This is a genomic window from Streptomyces sp. NBC_00016, assembly GCF_045040885.1.
Taxonomy (GTDB): Bacteria; Actinomycetota; Actinomycetes; order Streptomycetales; family Streptomycetaceae; genus Streptomyces; species Streptomyces coriariae.
The window spans coordinates 5,590,298-5,612,841 of the sequence record NZ_CP108304.1; the positions used below are offsets into that span (position 1 = coordinate 5,590,298).

A 22,544-nucleotide genomic window follows, 5' to 3' on the forward strand; every position below is an offset into this window, starting at 1 on the left:
CGGGCCGCGTATGTACGGACGTACGGACGTGATGGTTCCGGCGGAAGGACCCCGTAAGTGCGATCCTCCCAGCGACTCCTTGTCGCTCTCGCCTGCGCCGAGGACGACTGGCCGCACGAGGGCTGGCCCGCCCCCGACGACCCGTACGTGGGCCGGGTGGTGCGGGTCGCCCCGCCCTACGACACCCTGCACGAGGGCGAGCCGGACGTCGTCGTGCTGCGCTGCGCGGAGCCGGCGACGTCCTTCCCGGGACTGCTGGGGGCGCTGGGCGGCCGCGGCGTCCCGGTGATCGTCGTCAGCCCGCGCACGGACACCGAGACGGTCGTCGGGGTCTTCCGGGGCGGCGCGGGCTATCTGGCCGAGGGCGACTACTGCACCCACATGCTGTCCTCCGCGGTGATGGCGGCCACCGTCGGCCACACCTACCTCTCCCCGTCCGCGTGCGCCGCCCTGCGGGAGGGGGCCCGCCGGATGCCGGCGGCCGGCGACGCGATCGAGCGGCTGCGCGCGCTGCTCTCGCCGCGTGAACGGCAGGTCATGGAGCTGCTGTCGACCGGCCTCGGCGCCCAGGAGATCGGGCTGCGATTACGGCTGAGCGAGAAGACCGTCCGCAACAACCTCAGCAACATCTACGCCAAGATCGACGCCCGGGGCAGCACGGACGCGGTCCTGCGATGGCTCGGCGCCACCCCGGCCGCACCCGTGCTTCGCACCTGAGAACCGTCAGGGCGCAGGGATCTCCGCGAGCGAGAGGTCCGCGAGCGGGATCTCCACGTCGGTGACGTTTCCGCCGGCCTCGCCGAATCCCGGTTCCTTCCGGATGCTGTTCTCCGAGTTCTGGATTCCATTGGCCTCGGGCGTCCCGCATTTCACGTTCCGCAGCCAGAGCCGGCCGTCCGGGGTGCCGTTCTTGAGGATCTGCGGATAGAAGACGTGGACGGTGCTCCCGCCCTCGCTCGGCGCGAAGAACACCTTCTGGCCGTCCTGGGCCTCCTTGTAGGTGGCCCGCAGGAATCCGCTCACGTCGGTGCGCTTGGCGGACCACATGAAGAAGCCGATGCTGTCCGGCTGGACGGTGTCGGAGCGGCTGAACGCCAGGCCGGTCGTCTTGTCGTCGCGGGTGATGTTGATTTCCGACGTGTTGAACTTCAGGCCGATCTCGAAGAAGGAGTTGCCGAGTTTCGTGCCGGCGTCGGCGGTGAACCCGTCCTCCAGCTGAATGGTCCTGGTGACGGACGTGCTCACGCTGAAGGTGTTCGTCGCGGCGGTCGTCGATCCGCAGTTCTGGGTCACGGGTGAGACGCGCTGATTGGGCCCGAGACTGTTGGCCTTGAACTGGACGTCGACGAACTCGCAGTTCTCCAGGGCGTTCGCGTCGGCCGCGCAGTCGGCGGTCACCTCGGAGGGGGTGGCGGCGCCTGCCGGGTTCATCAGCGGCACGGCCACGGCGAGAGCCGCGACGGGGGCCAGGGCGAGGGTGATGCGCTTCTTCTTGCTGCGGTGGCTTCTGGCCCGGGGGGTGCGGGTGGTCATGGGATTCTCCTGTGGGGGATACGGGTCGAGCTGCGGTCTCTGCTGCTTCTCGCAGGTCAGCAGTCCTCCAGGACCGCCTTGGAGGTGCCGTCCGCGACACCGGGCGCCCCTGCCGCGCCCGGCAGGATCACGGGCCCCTCGACGACGTCGGGCGCCACGAAGTTCTGCTCGGGGGAGGGGTTCACGGCGAAGCTTCCGGGGTCGGCGTCGAGCCGCACCCGCCACTCGCCGGTCATGCGCTGGAGCTTCGGCGTGAACTCCATGTGGAGCACCTTGCCGACCGGCACCTCCCGCTGTTCCGTGGCGCCTGCGGTGGCCGACTTCACGGTCATGTCCAGGGTGCCCTTGTGTTTCAGCCAGGAGCCGCTCAGGAATCCGAAGAGGCCGCCTCCGGCACCTTGTTGCGTGACCGAGTACTTTCCCTGGCCCTGGGCCGCGGCCGCCGACCAGGTGATCGAGACCTTCGCCGGCTCGGCGGCGTTCGGTTCGCAGTTCGGGAAATCGATGGAGGACTTCTCGGTGGGGCCGTCGAAGGTCTCGAACTTCGTCTCGACGAAATCGCAGTTGTCGGACTCGAAACCGTCGGCGAAGGCGCCTCCGAAGTCGCTCACGGACTGCTGTTTCCCGTTGAGTACGGCGGACCTCTGGCACATCCTCATGATCTGGTCCGGTGTCTTCTCGTCGGCCGCGTTCGCCGACGGGAGCAGGGTGACGATGGCTCCGCCGGTCGCGAGAGCCGCACCGATCGCCACGTACCGGACCTTCCTGTTCCTCAGTCTTCTTCTGGCCACCACGGACTCCATTCTTGGGTTCGGCTTTACCCGGCCGTGAAGGATTATTGGGGCCCCGGACAGGTGCCGGACAGAGTCAAATGTCCCTACCGGCAGGTCACTTGATGTGTGCTTGTGCAATGACCGCTTCTCCCGGCGCACTTCGCGTCCACGCACATCTGACGATTCGTCAGATGCGGCGATACGATGCTGAGCTCCACCGAGGCGAAGGGAGCCGGCATGGGCAAGCTCGACGGACGGGTGGTCCTCGTCACCGGATCGGCGCGCGGCCAGGGCGAGCAGGAGGCGCGGCTGTTCCGTGAGGAGGGCGCCGAGGTGATCGTCGCCGACGTGCTCGACGAGCAGGGGAAGGCGCTCGCCGAGGAGATCGGCGCGCTGTACGTCCACCTCGATGTGGGGGTGGAGGAGGAGTGGACCGCGGCGGTGCGGGAGGCCAAGCGGGCGTACGGCCATCTCGACGGGCTCGTCAACAACGCGGGCATCCTGCGGTTCAACGCCCTCGTCGACACCCCGCTCGACGAGTTCATGCAGGTCGTACGGGTCAACCAGGTCGGCTGCTTCCTGGGCATCCGGACCGCCGCGCCGGAGCTGTCCGACGGCGGCACCATCGTCAACACCGCCTCCTACACCGGGCTCACCGGCATGGCGGCCGTGGGCGCCTACGCGGCGACCAAGCACGCGGTGCTCGGCCTCACCCGGGTCGCCGCCCTGGAGCTGGCGCCCCGCCGCATCCGGGTCAACGCGGTCTGTCCCGGAGCCGTCGACACCGCGATGTCCAACCCGTCCCGGCTGGAGCCGGACTCCGACCCCGAGGAGACGACCCGCGCCCTCGACTCCCTGTACCGCAAGCTCGTACCCCTGGGCCGGATCGGCCGCGCGGACGAGGTGGCCCGCCTCGCCCTCTTCCTCACCTCGCAGGACTCGTCGTACATCACCGGGCAGCCGTTCGTGATCGACGGGGGATGGCTGGCGGGCGTTTCGGTCATCTGACCGTTCGTCAGCTATTGACCATCCAGGAGCCCGGTGCCACAGTCGGCGGCATCCGCTGAATCTGACGAACCGTCAGTTAATCGCGATCCAGGAACCGGGACGGTGAACCTCCGTGGAATTCGGGCTCTTTGTACAGGGATACGTGGGCAAGCGCGCCGAGACCGATCCGCTCGCCGAGCACAAGGCGCTGATGGAGGAGACCGAGTACGTCATCCAGGCGGACAAGTCCGGCTTCAAGTACGCCTGGGCGTCCGAGCACCACTTCCTGGAGGAGTACTCCCACCTCTCCGCCAACGACGTCTTCCTCGGCTACCTCGCCCACGCGACCGACCGCATCCACCTCGGCTCGGGCATCTTCAACCCGCTCGCCCAGGTCAACCACCCGGTGAAGGTCGCCGAGAAGGTCGCCATGCTCGACCATCTCACCGAGAACCGCTTCGAGTTCGGCAGCGGACGCGGCGCCGGCTCGCACGAGATCCTCGGCTTCCTCCCCGGCATCACCGACATGAACTACACGAAGGAGATCTGGGAGGAGACCATCGCCGAGTTCCCGAAGATGTGGCTCCAGGACGAGTACGTCGGCTTCCAGGGCAAGCACTGGCAGCTGCCGCCGCGCAAGATCCTGCCGAAGCCGCACGGGAAGTCGCACCCGGCCATGTGGTACGCGGCCGGGTCGCCGCCCTCGTACGCGATGGCCGCCCGCAAGGGCCTCGGGGTGCTCGGCTTCAGCATCCAGAAGGTGTCCGACATGGAGTGGGTGCTGGAGCAGTACAAGACGGCGGTGGTGAACGCCGAACCGATCGGCGACTTCGTCAACGACAACGTGATGGTGACGACGACGGCGATCTGCGCGCCCACGCACGACGAGGCGATCCGGATCGCCGTCGAGGGCGGGCTGCACTATCTGCCCTCGCTGGTGTTCCGCTACCACGACACCTTCCCCCGGCCCGAGGGCTTCCCGGTCTGGCCGGAGACGCTGCCCGAGTACAACGCCGAGTTCGTCGAACTCCTCGTCGAGGAGGAGCTGTTGATCTGCGGCGACCCGGACGAGGTGCTGCGGCAGTGCAAGCGGTGGGAGCAGGCGGGCGCCGATCAGCTGTCCTTCGGGCTGCCGGTGGGGGTGCCGAAGGAGGAGACGCTCCAGACGATCCGGCTGATCGGGGAGCAGGTCATTCCGAAGATCGACACGGATCCCGTCCATCGGACGACGCGGTTCCGGCAAGGAGCGTAGTCGCTGTCGCGGACCTGCGGGTGCGTGGTCGCCGTCGTGTGCGGGCTCTCCTGCGGCCGCGGGTCCGTCGTGGCTGGTCGCGCCCACGCGGCGGAGCCGCACAGCGATACAGCCCCGCGCCCCTTTCGGGCGCCCATCGCATCGGAGTGGAGAAGGAGCCCTCATGCTCGATCACGTCATCAAAGGGGCGACCGTCGTCGATGGGACGGGCGCGCCCGCCTTCACCGCCGACGTCGGGATCCGGGACGGGCGGATCGCCGTGGTCGGGACCGTCACCGAGGAGGCGCGGTCGACCGAGGACGCGCGCGGGCTCGTCCTGGCTCCCGGGTTCGTGGATCCGCACACGCACTACGACGCCCAGTTGTTCTGGGATCCGTACGCCACCCCGTCCCTGAACCACGGGGTGACCACGGTCGCGGCCGGGAACTGCGGGTTCACGCTCGCGCCGCTGAACCCGGACCGTCCCGAGGACGCCGACTACACGCGTCGGATGATGTCCAAGGTGGAGGGCATGTCCCTGGTCGCGCTGGAGGAGGGGGCGCCCTGGAGCTGGCACGGCTTCGGGGAGTACCTGGACGCGCTGGAGGGGCGGATCGCCGTCAACGCCGGGTTCATGGTGGGCCACTGCGCGCTGCGCCGGTACGTGATGGGCCCGGACGCGGTGGGCGGGCAGCCGAGCGAGGAGCAGCTGGCCGACATCGTCCGGCTGCTGCACGAAGCCATGGACGCGGGCGCGTGGGGCTTCTCCACCACACAGTCCTCGACCCACTCCGACGGGGACGGACAGCCGGTCGCCTCCCGGCACGCCCGGCCGCAGGAGCTGCTCGCGCTGTCCCGGGCCGTCGGCGAGCACGAGGGCACCCAGATCGAGGCGATCGTGGCGGGCTGTCTGGACCAGTTCAGCGACGCCGAGATCGATCTGTTCGTGGAGATGAGCGCGGCCGCCGGACGACCCCTGAACTGGAACGTCCTCACCGTCGACGCGGCCGTTCCGGAGCGCGTGCCCCGGCAGCTGATGGCGAGCGAACGGGCACGGAAGGCCGGCGGCCGGGTCGTCGCGCTGACCATGCCGATCCTCACGCCGATGAACATGTCCCTGGGCACGTTCTGCGCGCTGAACCTGATCCCGGGGTGGGGGCCGGTCCTCGGCCTGCCCGTCCCGGAGCGGATCGAGCGGCTGCGGGACCCGGAGGTGCGGGCGGAGCTGCTGAGGCGGGCGAACTCCAAGGAGGCGGGCGTCTTCCGGCGGCTGACCAACTTCGGCCGGTACGTCATCGGCGACACCTACGGCGCGGCGAACGAGGGCCTCACCGGGCGGGTCGTACGCGACATCGCCGCCGAACGCGGCCTGGACCCCTTCGCCTGTCTGGTCGAGATCTGCGCCGCCGACGACCTGCGTACGGTCCTGTGGCCCATGCCGACGGACAACGACCCGGACTCCTGGGCGCTGCGGGCGGACACCTGGAGCCACGAGGACGTGCTGCTCGGCGGTTCCGACGCGGGCGCGCACCTGGACCGGATGTGCGGGGCGCCGTACACCACACGCTTCCTCGGCGACTGTCTGCGCGGCCGGAAACTGGCGGGCCTGGAGCAGGCGGTGAAGATGCTGACGGACGACCCGGCGCGGCTGTTCGGCCTCCGGGAGAGGGGCCGGATCCGGGAGGGCTGGCATGCGGACCTCGTCCTGTTCGACCCGGAGCGGATCGATGCCGGCAAGGCCACCCTGGTGCACGACCTGCCGGGCGACAGCCCGCGGCTGGACTCGAAGGCGCTCGGCGTGCGGGCGGTCTGGGTCAACGGCGTGGCGGCCATCCGGGACGACGTGGTCACGGGCGCCGTCCCGGGCCGGGTGCTGCGCTCGGGGCGGGACACCAGGACGGTGAGCACCAGGTGACCGACGGGAGCGGCACGACCGACGGGTCCGGCGGGTCCGGCGGGTCCCACGGCTCCGGCGGATCTCATGGGGCCGACGGGCAGCGGCTGTTCGTCGGCGGTGCCTGGGTGGAGCCCGACGGCGGGCACTACGAGGTCGTCGACCCGGCGACCGAGGGGACCGTCGGTCTGGCTCCGGAGGCTTCCCGGGAGCAGGTGCGCGCTGCCTGCGCGGCGGCCCGGGAGGCCTTCGGGCCCTGGTCGCGCACCCCGCCCGAGCAACGGGCGGCGATCCTCGCCCGGGCGGCCGACATCATGCGCGCCCGGCTGCTGCCGTACGCCGAACTGGCCCAGGCGGAGACCGGCGCCACGACCGGCACCGCGCGCGGGATGCAGGTCGGGGTGGGGGTGGCCCGCTTCCGGCGCTACGCGCGCGTGGAGCCCGCCGAGTGGCCGATCGCACCCCAGGTCAACGAGGCCGGACCGATGGGGAAGGCAGGCGTGATGGGCGCGGTCGCCGTACGGCAGCCGGTCGGCGTCGTCACGTGCGTCACCTCCTACAACAACCCGTGGGCGAACCCGGCCGGAAAGGTCGCCCCCGCACTCGCCATGGGCAACACGGTGGTCGTCAAACCGGCCCCGCAGGACCCCCTGTCCGTCTACCGGATGGCGGAGGCGCTGGAGGCGGCGGGCGTGCCGCGCGGGGTGGTGAACGTCGTCTCCGGGCGGGCCGTCGAGATCGGTGAGACGGCGGTGTCGTCGCCGGACGTCGACATGGTGAGCTTCACCGGCTCGACGGCGGTCGGGCAGCGGATCGCCGAGGTGTGCGGCCGGGACATGCGGCGCCAGCTGATGGAGCTGGGCGGGAAGGGCGCGGCGGTCGTCCTCGACGACGCGGACCTCGCCTCGGCGGTGGCCGGCATCGGCACCACCTTCTCCTTCTACAGCGGCCAGATCTGCACCGCCCCGACGCGGGTGCTGGCACAGCGTCGGGTGTACGACCGGCTGGTGGAGCAACTCGCGGCGTACGCGGGCCGGTTGGCGGTGGGCGATCCCCGGGCGCCGGGCACGGTGGTCGGCCCGGTGATCTCGGCCGCCCACCGGGACCGGGTGGAGTCGTACGTCGAACTCGGCCGCAAGGAAGGGGCGGTGGTCGTCGCAGGTGGCGAACGCCCGTCGCTGGACCGGGGTTTCTACGTCGCCCCCACCCTCCTCGCCGACTGCACGAACGACATGCGGGTGGCGCGGGAGGAGATCTTCGGCCCGGTGGTCACGGTCATCCCCTTCGACGAGGAGGAGGAGGGCATCGCCCTGGCCAACGACAGCGACTACGGCCTGATCGACTACGTCTGGTCGGCGGACGTGGCCCGGGCCTTCCGGGTCGCCCGCGGGCTCCGGGCCGGCGGCGTCGGCATCAACACCGTGGGCCGCAACATGGAGGCCCCGTTCGGGGGGTTCAAGCGGAGCGGCGTCGGGCGGGACGTCGGCTCGTACGCGCTGCACGCGTACAGCGAGGTGCAGTCGATCGTGTGGCCGGGGTGAGAACGCCCGCGGGGGTGTGCCCACTTGCCCTTTGAGCCCGGGGGAGTGTCCTCGGCGTGCAGACAGCGTGGTGCCGGAGAGCCGAGTTCCTCCGACGGGCCCCGGAATCGGCGGCGGGCCCGTAGCGTCCCCGCGCAAGGGCACGGACGGCGTCAGGGACGCGGACCGCGTCAGGAACACGACGGTGCCGGGAACACGACGGCGCCGCAACGCGGTCGGCGTCGACTCCCTGCCCCGTGCACATGTTCGGAAAACGTTCTGGAGAACACCCGATGAAGCTCGCCAAGCGACTCGTCCTGGCCACCACCGCCCTCGCCGCCGCCACCGCCGGCACCCTCCTCGGCACGACCGCCGGTCACGCCGCGCCCGCCCAGTCCGCCCCCGCCGCGGTCCACGCTCCCGCGGCGCTCAAGGTTCCCGACGGCAACCGGCTGACCGGCGTCTTCGCCGCCCGGGGCGTCCAGACCTACGCCTGCACCGACGGCGTCTGGAAGCTCCTGGAGCCCGCCGCCACCCTGTCGGACAGGAGAGACCGGGCCCACCGCCCCCTCGCCCTGCACTCCCGCGGCCCCGTCTGGGTGTCCACGGTGGACGGCAGCGCGGTCAACGCCGCCGCCGCCGTCAGCTCGCCCAGGACCGGCACCATCCCCGAGCTCCTCCTGAAGACCACCGCCACCCGCGGCGCCGGCGTCTTCGCCGACGTCACCTACATCCAGCGCCTCGACACGACCGGCGGCGTCGCCCCCACCACGGCCTGCGCCGGCACCGACCAGGTCAGCGTCCCCTACACCGCGACGTACGCCTTCTACAAGCCCGCCAAGTGACCCCGGCCGAGCGGTAGTCGGCACGGCGGCGGCCTCCGGACGACCCCGGGCGGCCGCCGCCGTGTCCGGCCGCTGCCGCCGTGTCCGGCGACTGCCGTGCCGCGCGGCCCGTCTCGTCCGCCTGTCTTCTCTGCCTGTCTGCCTGTCTGCCTGTCTGCCTGCCTGCCTCGTCTCGCCTCGCCGAGGGCCCGCGCGTCCGTCAGTCGGCCAGGTCCACCCGGATGGTGAGCAGACCCGTCCCCAGGGCCCGGACGGCCGTGCTGTTGCCCCGGGGCAGGGTGCGCAGCCGGGCCACCGGGTCGTCGTCGGGGAGCAGCCGGGCCGTGCCCGAGTGCCACCGTCCCCCCAGCCGCACCCGCACCCGCGGATCGGCCTTGATGTTGCGGACGTACTGCGACCGTTCGCCGAACTCCGAGACCAGCCAGAAGACGTCACCGACCCGGCGGCCGCCCAGCGGGGTGCGCCGGGGCAGACCGGAGACACGGCCCGTGGTCTCCAGGAGTGTGTGGAACGGCAGGCGGCGCATGAGGGGGTTGGCGACGTACCGCTGGAGGGCGGTGGTCGCGCGGAAACGGAGGTCGCTGGAACGGGTCATGATCCGTGGGACTCCTTCACGCACAGGTTTGTTGCTTCAATGGTCCCCGACGCCGTCGGCGCGACGAGAGCGGGTGGCTGCACATGCGCGTGGTGACCTGGAACCTGTGGTGGCGGTTCGGCCCCTGGCGGGAACGCCAGAAGGCCATCCTGGCCGTCCTGCGCGAGCTGGACCCCGACGTGGTCGGCCTCCAGGAGGTGTGGGCGGCCGGCGCCGAGAACCTCGCCGAGTGGCTGGCCGACGAACTCGGTCTGCACTGCACCTGGGCCCCGTCACCGGCCCCCGAACGCTGGCGCAAGCGGATCACGGACCCCGACGCCGGTTCGGTCGACATAGGCAACGCGGTGCTGAGCCGCTGGCCGGTGGTGGAACGGGAGACGCTGGTCCTGCCCGCGCCCCCCGACCTCGCCGACGGCCGCGCGGCCCTCTACGCGCGCGTGGCCGCCCCCTCCTTCGACATCCCCTTCTTCACCACCCACCTCACCTCGGCCGGCCACGCCTCGGCGGTGCGCCGCGCCCAGGTCACCGCCCTCGCGGAACTCGTCGCCCGGCACCGCGGCGGCACACCCTTCCCGCCCGTCGTCACCGGTGACTTCAACGCCTGGCCGGACTCCGACGAGGTGCGCCTCTTCGGCGGCACGAGGACCGCGTCGGCCGTCCCCGGACAGGTCCTCCACGACGCCTGGGACTACGCCGACCCGACCGCCCCCGCCGCCACCTGGTCCCCCGAGAACCCCTACGCGGCCCGCGTGCTGGAACCCGCCGTCCGCATCGACTACATCCACGTGGGCCCGCCCGGCCCGGTCGGCGAGGGCCACGTCCGGCACATCCGCCGCGCGGGCCACGGCCCCGTGGACGGAGTCTGGCCCTCGGACCACGCGGCCGTCGTCGCGGACCTGGCGGAGGAGGAGACGGCGATCATCTAGGCCTTCTGACCCTCCTCACCCGTCCCTTCCGTACCGAAGGCGCGGGCGACGGCGAGGCTGTCCTCGTACACGTGGTGCCGGGTGACCAGGCCGCCCTCGATCGTGAGGTGCAGCGCGAACCGGGCGCGATAGGCCCGCCCGGTGGAGCGGGCGGTCTGGCGGATCTCGCCGAGCACGACCGCGTCGTCACCGTCGACGAGGACGCGTTCGAGCACGGTGGCCGCCTGCCCGGGCACGTGGTGCTCGACGAGCTCGCGGTAGTGGGCGGCGGCGTCGGCACGGGTGGCCCGGTGGCGGATCCACGGGGTGGCGCTCCGCGCACGGCCGTGCTCGTCCTGCGGCCAGTCCAGCTTCCAGTCGCTCTGCTCGGCGTACAGCTCCGCGATGCGCTCGGGGTCCCCTTCGCCGATCCGGCGCAGCAGTTCCCGCACCACGGCGCGGGAAGTCGTGGGCGTGGCTGAGGACACGGTGGATCCTTCCGATGCGGAAGCCGCGTCCCACTGACGCGACGAGGCCGCCATCATCACCGGCGGGGACGGCTCGGAGCGATTACCTCCGACGTAACCGACGTGCTCACAAAGGGAGTTGTGCATACCATCGAGCGGCCGACCGGGTGCGGGTACGGCAACGAAAGCCGCCAAGGAATGCCCGCATCCGGCAATGACATCGATGGCGCGGAGCGGCGAGGATCTTCCTACCGACCGCCAGACCACGGAGGCACCCACCATGAGGCCCATGAGATCGCTGAGAAGGCGCCGCGCCGCCCTGCTCGTCACGGCCACCGTCCTGACGCCGGCCCTCCTCCTCACCACCCCGGCGTTCGCCACCGGCACGACGGCGGCAACGGTCCCGGCGACGACCACGACGGCGTCGGTGGTGACGACCGATACGCCGGTGGACGAGATGTCCGAGGAGGACCTCCGCGTCGCGATCGCGCGCATCCTGGCGGACGAGGACAGCGGCAGGAGGGTCCTCCGGGAGGCCGGCGAGGCCCTCGACGGCACCGCGGAGGACATGCGCACCTTTTTGAAGACCGGCTACCGCCTCGCCCAGGCCGAGGACGACGCCGTCGCCATCGCTCGGATCCTGGCGGACAAGAACTCCGGCAAGGGTGTCGTCCGCGAGGCCGACAAGGCCCTCGACATCGGCACCCCGGAGGCTCTGCGCGCCTTCCTGGAGACCGGCTACCGCCTGGCCCAGGCCGAGGACGACCGCGTCGCCGTCTCCCGCATCCTGGCCGACCCGAAGATCAGTGCCGCCCTGCGCGCCGCCGCCGAGGAGGTCATCGACGGGACGCCGGAGGAGCTGCGGTACTTCCTGGAGGTCGGCCGGTACGAGGTCGACGGCTAGGACTCGTCCGCCGGGCGGGTGTTGGCCTCCCGGCGGTCAAGATCGAAACGGGGGAGCCGATGACGGCCGGGTCGAGCAGGGGCACGCGGGCCGTCGCGGCGGCACTCTGCACCGTCACGCTGGTGGCGGGCTGCGCGTCGGGCTCCGACGTGGACGGGCCCACGAGTCACCCCACGCGGGACCTGAGCATCACCGCCGAGGTCGGCGAGCGCTTCACGCTCTCCGTCCCGGAGAACGCGTCCACCCGCGAGCACTGGTTCGTGGTCGCCCCGCAGCCGGACGCGTCGGTGGTCCGCGCCGCCGACCGCGGCTACGAGCCGGCCGACGACGGCAAGTCGGTCGGCGGTGGCGGCACCCTCGTCCTCACCTTCGAGGCCACCGGCAGGGGCAGCACCCGGATCGTGCTGCTGCACTGCACGTTCCCCACGGCGCAGACCACGGCCTGCGGCGGCGGCGCCGGCCCGTCCCCGACCCCGTCCCCGACGACCGAGCCGGAGCGGGTCACCTACCGGGTCGACGTGCGCTGACCGCGTCGAGCAGGGCGGCGAAGGCGGTGCGGGTCCGTGATCCACAGGTGGTGGACCGAGTCGCCCTTCGGCCGCTACTGAGCGGCCTCACCGTTTCCGAACCACCACGCCACGTGCCCGGTCCGGTCGGCCCAGGCGTCCAGCGCGTTCTCGAGGGCGGCGGGATCCGTGGAACGCTCGATCGTGATCACGGCGAAGCGCAGGGTGGCAGGGGACTCGACCAGCCCGCCCAGACCTTCGACGGCTTCGTGCAGCGCGGTCAGGGCTTCCGGTGAGAAGGTTCCGGCCTCCGGAGCGGCCTGGACGCAGAGCCAGGGGCCCTGTCGCGTCACCTCGAACCCCCCGTCGTCCGAGATCCGCAGCACGTCCCCGGCCGCGCATCCCAGGACCAGTCCCGGACTTCCGGCCAACTCGAAGAGATCCCCGTCGAGCGTGCGCGCGGGAAGCACCTCGTAGGCGGGCCGCCCGTTGCCGGCATATCCGGCGAGCAGCCTGACGTGGGTGTCGGCGGGAGGGAGCATCACAGACGTCATGGGCACGATCGTTTCATCCCCGGCACAGACCGCTCCTTCCCAAGCCCCAGGTAGTCGACGGCGCGTCGGTGGTCCGTGGAGTGTTCGTCCGCCTGACCGTCGTCCTCGTTCTCGTACGTGATCGCGGAAAGGCGGCGGTGAAGCTCGCTAAGAGGGGTGCGATGCCGATGCGCACGAGCGGCAACGGGAGCGCCGGCAGGCAGGGTTGGGGCCGCACTGCCGGTTCGCACGAACGGGCGTGGTCCGTACATGGATTCCTCGGCGCACGGGAAACTCCGGCATGTGAGCTGATCGGTGCGTTCCTGCCGTCGTCCCCGCCGCCGTCCCTGTCGCCGCCTCCGCCTCCGTGCGCGTCTTCGTCCGAGAGGAAGCCTGCCGTGAGTCAAGTGGACCTGCTCCTGGCCGTGTTGACGGCATTCTGCGTGGTGTACGCCGTGCTCGGCGTGCTGTGGTGGATCACCGACCGGGCCGACCGGGCCGTCGTCGCGCGGGTGGACGGGACGCGCGTCGACCCGTACCACGCGGTTGCCACGATCGACGGTGACCAGGGCGCGGACCGGGCCGCCGCCGCCGAGCTGCTGCTGGCCGGCCTGATCCGGATCGAGGAGGACGGACAGGCGACGGTCACCGACATGGGCGCGGACACCGCCCGGACGCCGGAGCATCCGGTCCCGGCCGCCGTACTGGTCACGCTGCGCGGGAAGACCGGGCCGTGGCCGCTGAACTGGCTGTATGTGGACGCCGAGCACCGCCGACGGCGCGACCCCTTCCTGCGGGCCGAGGACGCCAGGTGGCCGCGTTGGTCGGGGCACGCCGAGGACCGCCTCCAGATCGCCGCGATCCTGGTCGCCCCGCTGCTCGCGGGGTGGCTCGCCGCCCAGCTGATGTACGTGAGCGGGGCGTTCTCCGCGGGTGCGACCGAGATCGTGGTGGGCGTGGTCGCGGGCCTGCCGACGTGGGTCGTGTTCGCGCTGGTCCTGCACGTGGTGGTGATGACCGTGTGGCCGGAGCGCCGGGACCGGTTCGCGGAGTACTGCCGGGGCCTCCCGCCGCACCCGGCCGAGGCCGCCCTCGACGCGGCGCAGCGCGAGCGGCTCGGCCGGGCCATGGCGTACAGCCCTCCGTCGGAGCCGGACAGATGGCCGCTCGACACTCCCGGCGCGTTCTGACGCCGATGCCGCCCGGGTGCCGCCCCGATGCCGCCCCGATGCCGACCAGTCGGTATGGACAGTGGATCGTTCCGCAGGTAGAGATGGGATCGTCACTCGCGACGACGCCGTCGACAGAGCCGTACGCAGCGAAAGGCCCCCCATGCGCATCGCCGTCACGATCTTCCTCACCGACGAGACGATCACCCCCACCCGCCTCGCCCGTGAGCTGGAGCAGCGCGGCTTCGCCGGGCTCTATCTGCCCGAGCACACGCACATCCCCGTCGAGCGCACCAGCCCCTACCCGGCCGGCGGCGACCTGCCCCCCGAATACGGCCGCACCCTCGACCCCTTCGTCGCCCTCGGTCAGGCGGCGGCGGTGACGGAGACGCTGGGCCTCGGCACCGGCATCACGCTCGTCGCCCAGCACGACCCGATCGACCTCGCCAAGCAGATCGCCACCGTCGACCACCTGTCGGGCGGCCGCCTCACCCTCGGCCTCGGCTACGGCTGGAACGTGGAGGAGGCCGCCGACCACGGCGTCGAGTGGCGTACCCGCCGCGAGCTGGTCCGGGACCGGATGCGGCTGATGCAGGCCCTGTGGGCGGAGCAACCGACGGCGTACGAGGGCGAGTACGGCAGCGTTCGCGCCAGCACGGCGTACCCCAAGCCGGTGCAGAAGCCGCGCGGGCCGGTCACCGGCCCCCGCACCCTCGTCGGCGGTGCCGCGGGACCGAAGCTGTTCTCGCACATCGCCGAGTACGCCGACGGCTGGCTGCCGATCGGCGGCCGCGGCCTCTCCGAGGCGCTCCCCGTGCTGCGCTCGGCGTGGGCGGACGCGGGCCGTGAGCCGGACGCGCTCCAGGTCGTGCCGTACGCCGTCCACCCGTCCCCCGGGAAGCTCGCGTACTACGCCGAGCTGGGCATCGAGGAGGTCGTGGTGCAACTGCCGCCGGTGGGGGAGGCGGAGGCGCTGCGCGCCCTGGACGAGTTCGCGCCGTACCTCTAGGCCCCGTTCGCGCCGTGCCTTCAGGACCCGTTCCGCTTCGCCGTCGGCCCGAAGTCGGGCGGCCACAGCTCGTCCCCGGCGGGCTCGTCGTCGCCCTGCCGCCAACCCGGGTCCACGGCGCAGGGCGTGGAGGTGCCGCCGGCGAAGTAGTCGCGGTCCGCGAACCACTGGAAGGACATGCGCTCGTCGCCGTCCGAACGCGAGGCGTACAGAGCCCAGTAGTCCCCGGAGACGTTCTCCCGGTAGGAGGTGATGTCCCAGCCGGTGTCCTCCAGATGGTCGCGCAGCCGGCGCAGACCGGGCACCGCCTGCTCGGCGGGGACGTGGTCGAGCGCCCAGCTGTGACTGACGCTGTAGGCGCCGTCGACGGTCTCGTCGGTCAGACCGCCCCGGTAGCAGTGGTCGGAGCCGACCGTGTTCTCGGTGGAGACCCCGATCTCCTCGACACCGGGCCTGATGGTGCGGGTGAAGCCGAGGACGTCGTACGCCTCCCGGGAGCGGTCGACGGCCCGGCTCACCATCTCCTCGGGCGCGACCCGCGGGAAGTCCGACGCGTCCTTCGTCACCACGGCGAGCCAGCCGACGAAGGCGAGGACGAGGAGCAGCGGCACGGCGACGAGCACCGCGCAGCCGATGCCGAAGGCCTGCGCGGCGGTGCGGCCGGTCGCGGCGGGTGCGGACACGGGTGCCGGTACGGGGGTGGTGGCGGGGGCGGTGGTGATCTCCTCGGGCATGCGGCGACCGTAGGCCCGGCGGGGTGCGCGGGGCATCGGTACGGCTGCGTACGGGGGATGGGTACGCGTACTCAGAGTCCGCGGCGCCGGGGTCCGGGCCGGGCCCGGGTGCCGCTGCCGGTTCCGTTCCGGGCCCCGGTCCCGCCCCGGGCTCGGAAAACGTGATCGTATGCTCGAAGGATGACGACTTCCGCGACCTCCGGAACCGGCCCCGGCCCGACCCCCGGCCCCACCGAGAACTCCATGCGTCGCGCTCTCAAACGGGCCCGTGACGGCGTCGCCCTGGACGTCGGCGAGGCGGCCGTGCTGCTCCAGGCGCGCGGCGAGCGGCTGGAGGACCTCGCCGCCTCCGCCGCCCGGGTGCGGGACGCCGGCCTGGAGGCGGCCGGCCGGCCCGGTGTCATCACGTACTCGAAGAGCGTCTTCATCCCGCTCACCCGGCTCTGCCGTGACAAGTGCCACTACTGCACCTTCGTCACCGTCCCCGGCAAGCTGCGCCGGGCCGGACACGGGATGTTCATGTCGCCCGACGAGGTGCTCGACATCGCCCGGCGCGGTGCCGCCCTCGGCTGCAAGGAAGCCCTCATCACCCTCGGTGACAAGCCGGAGGACCGCTGGCCGGAAGCGCGCGAGTGGCTCGACGCGCACGGCTACGACGACACCATCGCCTATGTCCGCGCCATCTCCATCCGCATCCTCGAGGAGACGGGACTGCTGCCGCACCTCAACCCCGGGGTGATGAGCTGGACCGACTTCCAGCGGCTGAAGCCCGTCGCGCCCAGCATGGGCATGATGCTGGAGACCACCGCCACCCGGCTGTGGTCCGAGCCCGGCGGCCCCCACCACGGCTCTCCGGACAAGGAGCCCGCCGTCCGGCTGCGCGTCCTGGAGGACGCCGGCCGCTCCTCCGTCCCGTTCACCTCCGGGATCCTGATCGGCATCGGCGAGACCTACGAGGAGCGCGCCGAGTCGCTGTTCGCGCTGCGCAAGATCTCCCGCGCCTACCACGGCGTCCAGGAGCTGATCATCCAGAACTTCCGCGCCAAGCCGGACACCGCGATGCGCGGCATGCCGGACGCGGAACTCGACGAACTGGTCGCGACCGTGGCCGTGGCCCGCCACATCATGGGCCCGGCCGCCAACCTCCAGGCGCCGCCCAACCTCGTCGACAGCGAGTACGAGCGGCTGATCGGGGCCGGGATCGACGACTGGGGCGGGGTGTCCCCGCTCACCATCGACCACGTCAACCCCGAGCGCCCCTGGCCGCAGATCGACGAGCTCGCCGAGAAGTCCGCCGCGGTCGGTTTCGAGCTGCGGGAACGGCTCTGCGTCTACCCGGAGTTCGTCCGGCGCGGCGAGCCGTGGCTCGACCCGCGGCTGCTGCCGCACGTGCGCGCGCTGGCCGACCCGGAGACGGGACTGGCCGTGTCGGACGCCGTCGTCGAGGGCCGCCCCTGGCAGGAGCCGGAGGAGGTGTTCGTGCCGTCCGGCCGTACCGACCTGCACCGCACCATCGACACCGACGGCCGGACCTCCGACCGCCGTGACGACTTCGACGAGGTGTACGGCGACTGGGGCGCCCTGCGCGAGGCGGCCGCCCCCGGCATGGCGCCGGAGCGCATCGACACGGACGTACGCCAGGCCCTCGCGACGGCCGCCGACGATCCGACGAAGCTCACCGACGACGAGGCCCTCGCCCTGCTCCACGCGGACGGCCCGGCCCTGGACGCCCTGACCCGCATCGCGGACGACGTCCGCCGCTCGACCGTCGGCGACGACGTCACGTACATCGTCACGCGGAACATCAACTTCACCAACGTCTGCTACACGGGCTGCCGTTTCTGCGCCTTCGCGCAGCGCCGGACCGACGCCGACGCCTACACGCTCTCCCTCGACCAGGTCGCCGACCGGGCCCAACAGGCCTGGGAACTGGGCGCGGTGGAGGTCTGCATGCAGGGCGGCATCCACCCGGACCTGCCCGGCACCGCCTACTTCGACATCGCGAAGGCGGTGAAGGAGCGGGTCCCCGGCATGCATGTGCACGCCTTCTCGCCGATGGAGGTCGTCAACGGCGCGACCCGCACCGGCCTGTCGATCCGCGAGTGGCTGACGGCGGCGAAGGAGGCCGGGCTCGACTCCATCCCCGGCACGGCGGCCGAGATCCTGGACGACGAGGTCCGCTGGGTGCTGACCAAGGGCAAGCTGCCGGCCGCGACCTGGATCGAGGTCGTCACGACGGCGCACGAGCTCGGGATCCGGTCGTCCTCGACGATGATGTACGGCCATGTCGACCAGCCCCGGCACTGGCTGGGCCACCTGCGGACCCTGGCCGGGATCCAGCAGCGGACGGGCGGCTTCACGGAGTTCGTCACCCTGCCGTTCATCCACACGAACGCGCCGGTGTACCTGGCGGGCATCTCCCGCCCCGGTCCGACCATGCGGGACAACCGGGCGGTGACGGCGATGGCCCGGCTGCTCCTGCACCCGCACATCCCCAACATCCAGACAAGCTGGGTGAAACTGGGCTCGGAGGGGGCCGCCGAGATGCTCCGCTCGGGAGCGAACGACCTGGGCGGCACGCTGATGGAGGAGACGATCTCGCGGATGGCGGGCTCGTCGTACGGCTCCTACAAGTCCGTCAAGGACCTGATCGCGGTCGCGGACGCGGCGGGCCGCCCGGCCAGGCCGCGTACGACGCTGTACGGCGAGGTGCCGCAGGAGCGGCGGCTGGCGGCATCGGCGTCGGACGGCCATCTGCCCGAACTGCTGCCGGTGCTGGACTGAGGGGACCACTCAGGGGCTATTCAGGGACCGGGGAGCGGGCCCCTCGCAGTACGATGATCGGGCCCCGACCGGAGGGGTCCCGTAGCTGAGGAGATGCGTGCCCGTGCCTGCCCGACGGCTTCCCTCCTGGGTTTGGGTCACCGGCCTGACGACCGGCGCGATCGCCGCGGTCGTCTTCCTGACGGCGCAGGCCGAACAGGGCCCGCACCCGACGGCGTCGGCGGCGAACCGTCCGAGCGCCTCGGCGTCGGCGGGCGCGCAGCCCTCGGCCTCACCGAAACCGTCGGCCACCCCCAAGGCGGCCGAGGTGCCGGCCGCTTCGGGCACCGGCCGGCGGATCGTCTACTCGCTGGAGCAGCACCGGGTCTGGCTGGTCGACGCGGACGACACGGCCCGCCGCACCTTCACGGTCTGGCCCGGCACGGTGGACCCGGCCGTCGGCAGCTTCACGGTCTCGCTCCGCAAGGACGCCACCACGGGCTCCGACGGCGTGGCGATCGAGCACATCGTCTACTTCTCCGCCACCTCGGGCGTCAACATCGCCTTCTCCAACGCCGTCGACGGCTCCTCCCCGCCCCCGGCCGCCGCCGGCACGCAGACCGGCGGCATCCGGATGGCCAAGGCGGACGGGACGGCGCTGTGGGCGTTCGGCGAGACGGGGACGAAGGTCAGGGTCGTCGAGTAGGTCCCGGGACTTCGGGCGTCAGGCCCGGGAGTCGTCCCGCGCCTGTCCGGTCGGCAGCTGGTTCACGATCAGCACGACCCCGGCGAACAGGAAGGCCCGGGTCGCCGCGTCCAGCCCGTTCCAGGTGTCCGACTGCCACATCGAGAACCACTCCCCGCCGATCGCGATGAACCCGGCGCCGAACAGCAGCATCACCATGACCAGCCCGTACGTGGACAGCGACCGTCCGCGTATGTCGTCCCGCCGCGCCCAGAACCACGTCCCTGCGGCCAGCACCACGCCCGCGACGGTCTCCCACGCGATGATCGCGACGTAGGCGGCGTCCTGAAGCCCCTTGCTCGTCACCGCCCGCCACATCACGTCGTCGTCCTCGAACGTCGTGTCCATCGCCAGCACATGCCGCACGAACTGCTGGTTCGTGCCGAAGTCCGTGATGTTGCCGAAGGAGACGAGAAGCATGTAGAGCGCGACCGTCCCGGTGAGGAGGGCGGCGCTGAGCGGAAGCACGCGTGACGCGTGTGGGATACGTGTGGTGGGGGTGGTCATGCCGGTGTCCTTACCCCACCAGGTCTTCATCACCCCTCCACCGGACAGCACGTGCACCGGGCCGGAACGGAGCACTGTTCGATTACAGTGACGGACGTCGTATGTACGCACGGTGCGGGAGGACTGGGTGGGTGCGACTGCCGGGCCCGTCTGGGGCCGTGCCGAACAGCAGGACTTCCGCGGCCGGGTGCGTGGCACGCTGCTGGGCGCGGCCGTCGGGGACGCCCTCGGGGCGCCCGTCGACGGGCTCGGGATCGAGGAGATCCGGCAGGTGCACGGGCCCGAGGGGATCGTGGACCTGGCCCCCGCGCACGGGCGGCGCGGCGCGGTCACCCATCTCACCCAGCTGACCCTGTTCACCGTGGACGGGCTGATCCGCGCCCAGGTGCGGCGGGACACCGGCGCCTGGCATCCGCCGACCGATCTGCACCGGGCGTATCTGAGATGGGCGGCCACCCAGCGCGACTGGGGGCCCGACCTGCGCCGCAAGGACGACGGCTGGCTGGCCCGCGAGGAGTGGCTGTACGCCCGGCGCGATCCGACCCGGACGCTGCTGCTCGGGCTCGGCGACGAGGTCATGGGCACCCTGGACTCGCCGAAGAGCCCCGGCGCGGCCGGGCCCGAGGTGGTTCCCCGGTCGGTGCCCTTCGGGCTGCTCGTCGGCTGGGAGCCCCAACTGGTCGCCCAGCTCGCCGTCGAGTGCGCCGCCCAGACCCACGGCCACCCCACGGCGTACCTCGCGGCGGCCGCGTACGCCGTCACCGTGCACGCGCTGGCCTGCGGCGAGAGTCTCGACGGCGCGGTGCAGCGGGCACTCGCCCTGCTGGCCGCGCGGCCGGGGCACGAGGCGGTGTCGGAGGCGTTGCAGCACGCGCTGGGTGCCGTACGGCAGGGGCTGCCGGGGCCGGCGAGGGTGGAGGAGCTCGCGGGTGCGGGGACCGCGGAGGCCGTGCTGTCCGGTGCCGTCTACTGCGCGCTCGTCGCGGAGGACGTCCGGCACGGGCTGCGGCTCGCGGTGAACCACGGTGCGCCCTCGGGGCCGACCGCCGCCCTCGCCGGCGGCCTGCTCGGCGCCCTGCACGGCGAGACGGCCCTCCCGCCGGCCTGGCTGGCCGAGCTGGAGGGCCGTCCCACGATCCTGGAACTGGCCGACGACTTCGCCATGGAGATGACCCAGGGGCCGGCCCTGCACGGTCCCGCCGGGGCGTCCCCGGGCTGGATGGCCCGGTACCCCAGGGGCAGTTAGTCCGTCACCGCCGTGGGGACCTCGTCCTTGGGCCGCGGCACCTGCGCGGCGGCCGAAGCGCTGCCGTCCCCGTCCGTGTTGATCCGCTCGATGATCGCCAGGCGTTCCGGGGTGTCCTCGGGCTTGATGAACCCGATGAGGATGTAGAGGACCAGCGACACGGCCAGCGGGATCGACACCTGGTACTGGAGCGGCACTCCGCCGTCGACGTTCCAGTTGATCGGGTAGTTGACCAGCCAGAAGGCCAGCAGCCCCATCGACCAGCTGGTCAGCGCGGCCGTCGGGCCGGAGCGGCGGAACGGGCGCAGCAGGCCCAGCATCATCGGGATCGCCATCGGGCCCATCAGTCCGGCCACCCACTTGATGACGACCGTGATGATGTCCTTGAAGGCGGGGGAGTTGACCTGCGTGGCCGCCGCCATGGACAGACCCAGGAAGACGACGGTCGCCACCCGCGCCGCGATCAGCCCCGACCGCTGGTTCCACTCCCGTGCCCTGGCCCAGATCACCGGCGCGCAGTCCCGGGTGAAGACGGCGGCGATGGCGTTGGCGTCGGACGAGCACATGGCCATCGTGTGGGAGAAGAAGCCGACGATGACGAGTCCCAGCAGGCCGTGCGGCAGCAGCTGTTCGGTCATCAGGGCGTAGGAGTCGGAGCCGTCCGGCTTGTTCGACGTCACCAGCAGCGGCGACATCCACATCGGGAAGAACAGCACCAGCGGCCAGACCAGCCACAGCACCGCAGACAGCCGCGCCGACCGCTCGGCCTCTTTCGGGGTGGCCGTGGCCATGTACCGCTGGGCCTGGTTGAGCATGCCGCCGTTGTACTCGAAGAGCTTGATGAACAGGAATGCGAGCAGGAACACCGTGCCGTACTGGGCGACCAGGGGCTTGTCGTGACCCTGGAGTGCCGGCTGGTCCCAGGCGTCCAGGAATCCGATGCCCTTGTCGTTCAGCTTCAGCACGACGGCGACGAACATCGCGACGCCGGCCAGCAACTGGATGACGAACTGGCCGAGTTCGGTCAGCGCGTCCGCCCACAGACCGCCGATCGTGCAGTAGACGGCGGTGATCGCGCCGGTGATGAGGATGCCCTGGTTGAGGGAGATCCCGGTGAAGACGGACAGCAGGGTCGCGATGGCGGCCCACTTCGCGCCGACGTCCACGATCTTCAGCAGCATCCCCGACCAGGCCAGTGCCTGCTGGGTCTTGAGGTCGTAGCGGTTCTTCAGATACTCCAGCGGGGAAGCCACGTGGAGCCGCGACCGCAGCCGGTTGATGCGCGGCGCGAACAGCTTCGAGCCGATGGCGATGCCGAGCGCGATGGGGAAGGACCAGGTGACGAAGGAGGTGACGCCGTAGGTGTAGGCGATGCCCGCGTACCCGGTGAACATCACCGCGCTGTAGCCCGACATGTGGTGCGAGATGCCGGACAGCCACCAGGGCATCCTGCCGCCGGCGGTGAAGAAGTCGCTCACGTTGTCGACGCGCTTGTGCGACCAGACGCCGATCGCGACCATCACGCCGAAATAGCCGATGAGCACGGCCCAGTCGAGACCGTTCATGTGCGCCCTCCCAGGGTTCAGACCGGCGTTCAGTCCGGCGCTCATCGTGGGCGCTGCCGCGTGAACACGACAAGTAACCGTAAGGTCAAAGGGAGGTAAAGGAATTCGGTATG

22 protein-coding genes are annotated in these 22,544 nt (G+C 71.6%); 14 read left to right on the plus strand and 8 right to left on the minus strand.

The window, feature by feature from the left end:
• Positions 1 to 57 precede the first annotated feature (57 nt).
• Positions 58 to 717, plus strand: a complete 660-nt coding sequence (locus OG933_RS24855; RefSeq protein ID WP_362522744.1) for a response regulator transcription factor — start codon at positions 58 to 60, stop codon at positions 715 to 717.
• A 6-nt stretch (positions 718 to 723) separates the two neighbouring features.
• Here the strand turns inward: OG933_RS24855 and OG933_RS24860 are convergent, their stop codons facing one another.
• Positions 724 to 1,533 carry a hypothetical protein gene (locus OG933_RS24860; protein ID WP_405628979.1) on the minus strand — a complete coding sequence of 270 codons (810 nt, stop codon included), beginning with the start codon at positions 1,531 to 1,533 and terminating at the stop codon, positions 724 to 726.
• Between the two features lie 56 nt (positions 1,534 to 1,589).
• Positions 1,590 to 2,285, minus strand: coding sequence for a hypothetical protein (locus tag OG933_RS24865; RefSeq protein ID WP_365117728.1), 696 nt, complete (start codon positions 2,283 to 2,285; stop codon positions 1,590 to 1,592).
• A gap of 258 nt (positions 2,286 to 2,543) precedes the next feature.
• Here OG933_RS24865 and OG933_RS24870 point away from each other — a divergent pair, with 258 nt between their 5' ends.
• From OG933_RS24870 to OG933_RS24890, 5 genes are all read left to right on the plus strand, one after another.
• On the plus strand, positions 2,544 to 3,314 hold the full coding sequence (locus OG933_RS24870) for an SDR family oxidoreductase (protein WP_362522742.1): 771 nt from the start codon (positions 2,544 to 2,546) through the stop codon (positions 3,312 to 3,314).
• A gap of 112 nt (positions 3,315 to 3,426) precedes the next feature.
• Positions 3,427 to 4,545 carry an LLM class flavin-dependent oxidoreductase gene (locus OG933_RS24875; protein ID WP_323179006.1) on the plus strand — a complete coding sequence of 373 codons (1,119 nt, stop codon included), beginning with the start codon at positions 3,427 to 3,429 and terminating at the stop codon, positions 4,543 to 4,545.
• A 163-nt stretch (positions 4,546 to 4,708) separates the two neighbouring features.
• Entirely contained in the window at positions 4,709 to 6,439 is a 1,731-nt protein-coding gene (locus OG933_RS24880; RefSeq protein WP_362522741.1) for a D-aminoacylase, read from the plus strand.
• Positions 6,440 to 6,525: 86 nt separating this feature from the next.
• On the plus strand, positions 6,526 to 7,959 hold the full coding sequence (locus tag OG933_RS24885) for an aldehyde dehydrogenase family protein (protein WP_405633498.1): 1,434 nt from the start codon (positions 6,526 to 6,528) through the stop codon (positions 7,957 to 7,959).
• 272 nt (positions 7,960 to 8,231) lie between these two features.
• Positions 8,232 to 8,783 (plus strand): DUF3455 domain-containing protein, encoded by a 552-nt coding sequence (locus tag OG933_RS24890; RefSeq protein ID WP_405628982.1) that lies wholly within the window; start codon positions 8,232 to 8,234, stop codon positions 8,781 to 8,783.
• Between the two features lie 199 nt (positions 8,784 to 8,982).
• On the opposite strand, the gene OG933_RS24895 is transcribed toward OG933_RS24890, so the two are convergent.
• Complete coding sequence (locus tag OG933_RS24895) at positions 8,983 to 9,378, minus strand: nitroreductase/quinone reductase family protein (protein ID WP_327183627.1); 396 nt, start codon at positions 9,376 to 9,378, stop codon at positions 8,983 to 8,985.
• 83 nt (positions 9,379 to 9,461) lie between these two features.
• Between OG933_RS24895 and OG933_RS24900 the strand changes: the two genes are divergently transcribed.
• Complete coding sequence (locus OG933_RS24900; protein ID WP_405628984.1) at positions 9,462 to 10,304, plus strand: endonuclease/exonuclease/phosphatase family protein; 843 nt, start codon at positions 9,462 to 9,464, stop codon at positions 10,302 to 10,304.
• Here the strand turns inward: OG933_RS24900 and OG933_RS24905 are convergent.
• Entirely contained in the window at positions 10,301 to 10,771 is a 471-nt protein-coding gene (locus OG933_RS24905) for a nuclear transport factor 2 family protein (RefSeq protein ID WP_362522737.1), read from the minus strand. The two genes, OG933_RS24900 and OG933_RS24905, sit on opposite strands and share 4 nt — an antisense overlap.
• A 277-nt stretch (positions 10,772 to 11,048) precedes the next feature.
• Between OG933_RS24905 and OG933_RS24910 the strand changes: the two genes are divergently transcribed.
• Positions 11,049 to 11,654: an ALF repeat-containing protein gene (locus OG933_RS24910; protein WP_405633499.1), complete on the plus strand. Its 606-nt coding sequence runs from the start codon at positions 11,049 to 11,051 to the stop codon at positions 11,652 to 11,654.
• A gap of 59 nt (positions 11,655 to 11,713) precedes the next feature.
• Positions 11,714 to 12,181 (plus strand): protease inhibitor I42 family protein, encoded by a 468-nt coding sequence (locus OG933_RS24915; RefSeq protein ID WP_405628986.1) that lies wholly within the window; start codon positions 11,714 to 11,716, stop codon positions 12,179 to 12,181.
• A 74-nt stretch (positions 12,182 to 12,255) separates the two neighbouring features.
• On the opposite strand, the gene OG933_RS24920 is transcribed toward OG933_RS24915, so the two are convergent.
• On the minus strand, positions 12,256 to 12,714 hold the full coding sequence (locus OG933_RS24920) for a DUF4265 domain-containing protein (protein WP_405628987.1): 459 nt from the start codon (positions 12,712 to 12,714) through the stop codon (positions 12,256 to 12,258).
• A gap of 377 nt (positions 12,715 to 13,091) precedes the next feature.
• On the opposite strand from OG933_RS24920, the gene OG933_RS24925 reads away from it, so the two are divergent.
• Positions 13,092 to 13,883, plus strand: coding sequence for a hypothetical protein (locus OG933_RS24925; protein ID WP_362522734.1), 792 nt, complete (start codon positions 13,092 to 13,094; stop codon positions 13,881 to 13,883).
• A gap of 142 nt (positions 13,884 to 14,025) precedes the next feature.
• Complete coding sequence (locus OG933_RS24930; protein ID WP_362265556.1) at positions 14,026 to 14,871, plus strand: LLM class F420-dependent oxidoreductase; 846 nt, start codon at positions 14,026 to 14,028, stop codon at positions 14,869 to 14,871.
• 20 nt (positions 14,872 to 14,891) lie between these two features.
• Here the strand turns inward: OG933_RS24930 and OG933_RS24935 are convergent, their stop codons facing one another.
• Positions 14,892 to 15,605 (minus strand): hypothetical protein, encoded by a 714-nt coding sequence (locus OG933_RS24935; RefSeq protein ID WP_405628989.1) that lies wholly within the window; start codon positions 15,603 to 15,605, stop codon positions 14,892 to 14,894.
• Positions 15,606 to 15,785: 180 nt separating this feature from the next.
• Between OG933_RS24935 and OG933_RS24940 the strand changes: the two genes are divergently transcribed.
• A complete protein-coding gene (locus tag OG933_RS24940) occupies positions 15,786 to 18,389 on the plus strand; it encodes a bifunctional FO biosynthesis protein CofGH (RefSeq protein ID WP_362522732.1) in 2,604 nt (867 codons plus the stop codon).
• Between the two features lie 97 nt (positions 18,390 to 18,486).
• Positions 18,487 to 19,074, plus strand: a complete 588-nt coding sequence (locus OG933_RS24945) for a hypothetical protein (protein WP_362522731.1) — start codon at positions 18,487 to 18,489, stop codon at positions 19,072 to 19,074.
• A gap of 18 nt (positions 19,075 to 19,092) precedes the next feature.
• On the opposite strand, the gene OG933_RS24950 is transcribed toward OG933_RS24945, so the two are convergent.
• A complete protein-coding gene (locus OG933_RS24950) occupies positions 19,093 to 19,620 on the minus strand; it encodes a DUF2165 domain-containing protein (protein WP_362522730.1) in 528 nt (175 codons plus the stop codon).
• A gap of 127 nt (positions 19,621 to 19,747) precedes the next feature.
• Between OG933_RS24950 and OG933_RS24955 the strand changes: the two genes are divergently transcribed.
• On the plus strand, positions 19,748 to 20,866 hold the full coding sequence (locus OG933_RS24955; RefSeq protein ID WP_362522729.1) for an ADP-ribosylglycohydrolase family protein: 1,119 nt from the start codon (positions 19,748 to 19,750) through the stop codon (positions 20,864 to 20,866).
• On the opposite strand, the gene OG933_RS24960 is transcribed toward OG933_RS24955, so the two are convergent.
• On the minus strand, positions 20,863 to 22,431 hold the full coding sequence (locus tag OG933_RS24960) for a sodium:solute symporter family protein (RefSeq protein WP_362522728.1): 1,569 nt from the start codon (positions 22,429 to 22,431) through the stop codon (positions 20,863 to 20,865). The genes OG933_RS24955 and OG933_RS24960 overlap by 4 nt on opposite strands.
• Positions 22,432 to 22,544: the final 113 nt, after the last annotated feature.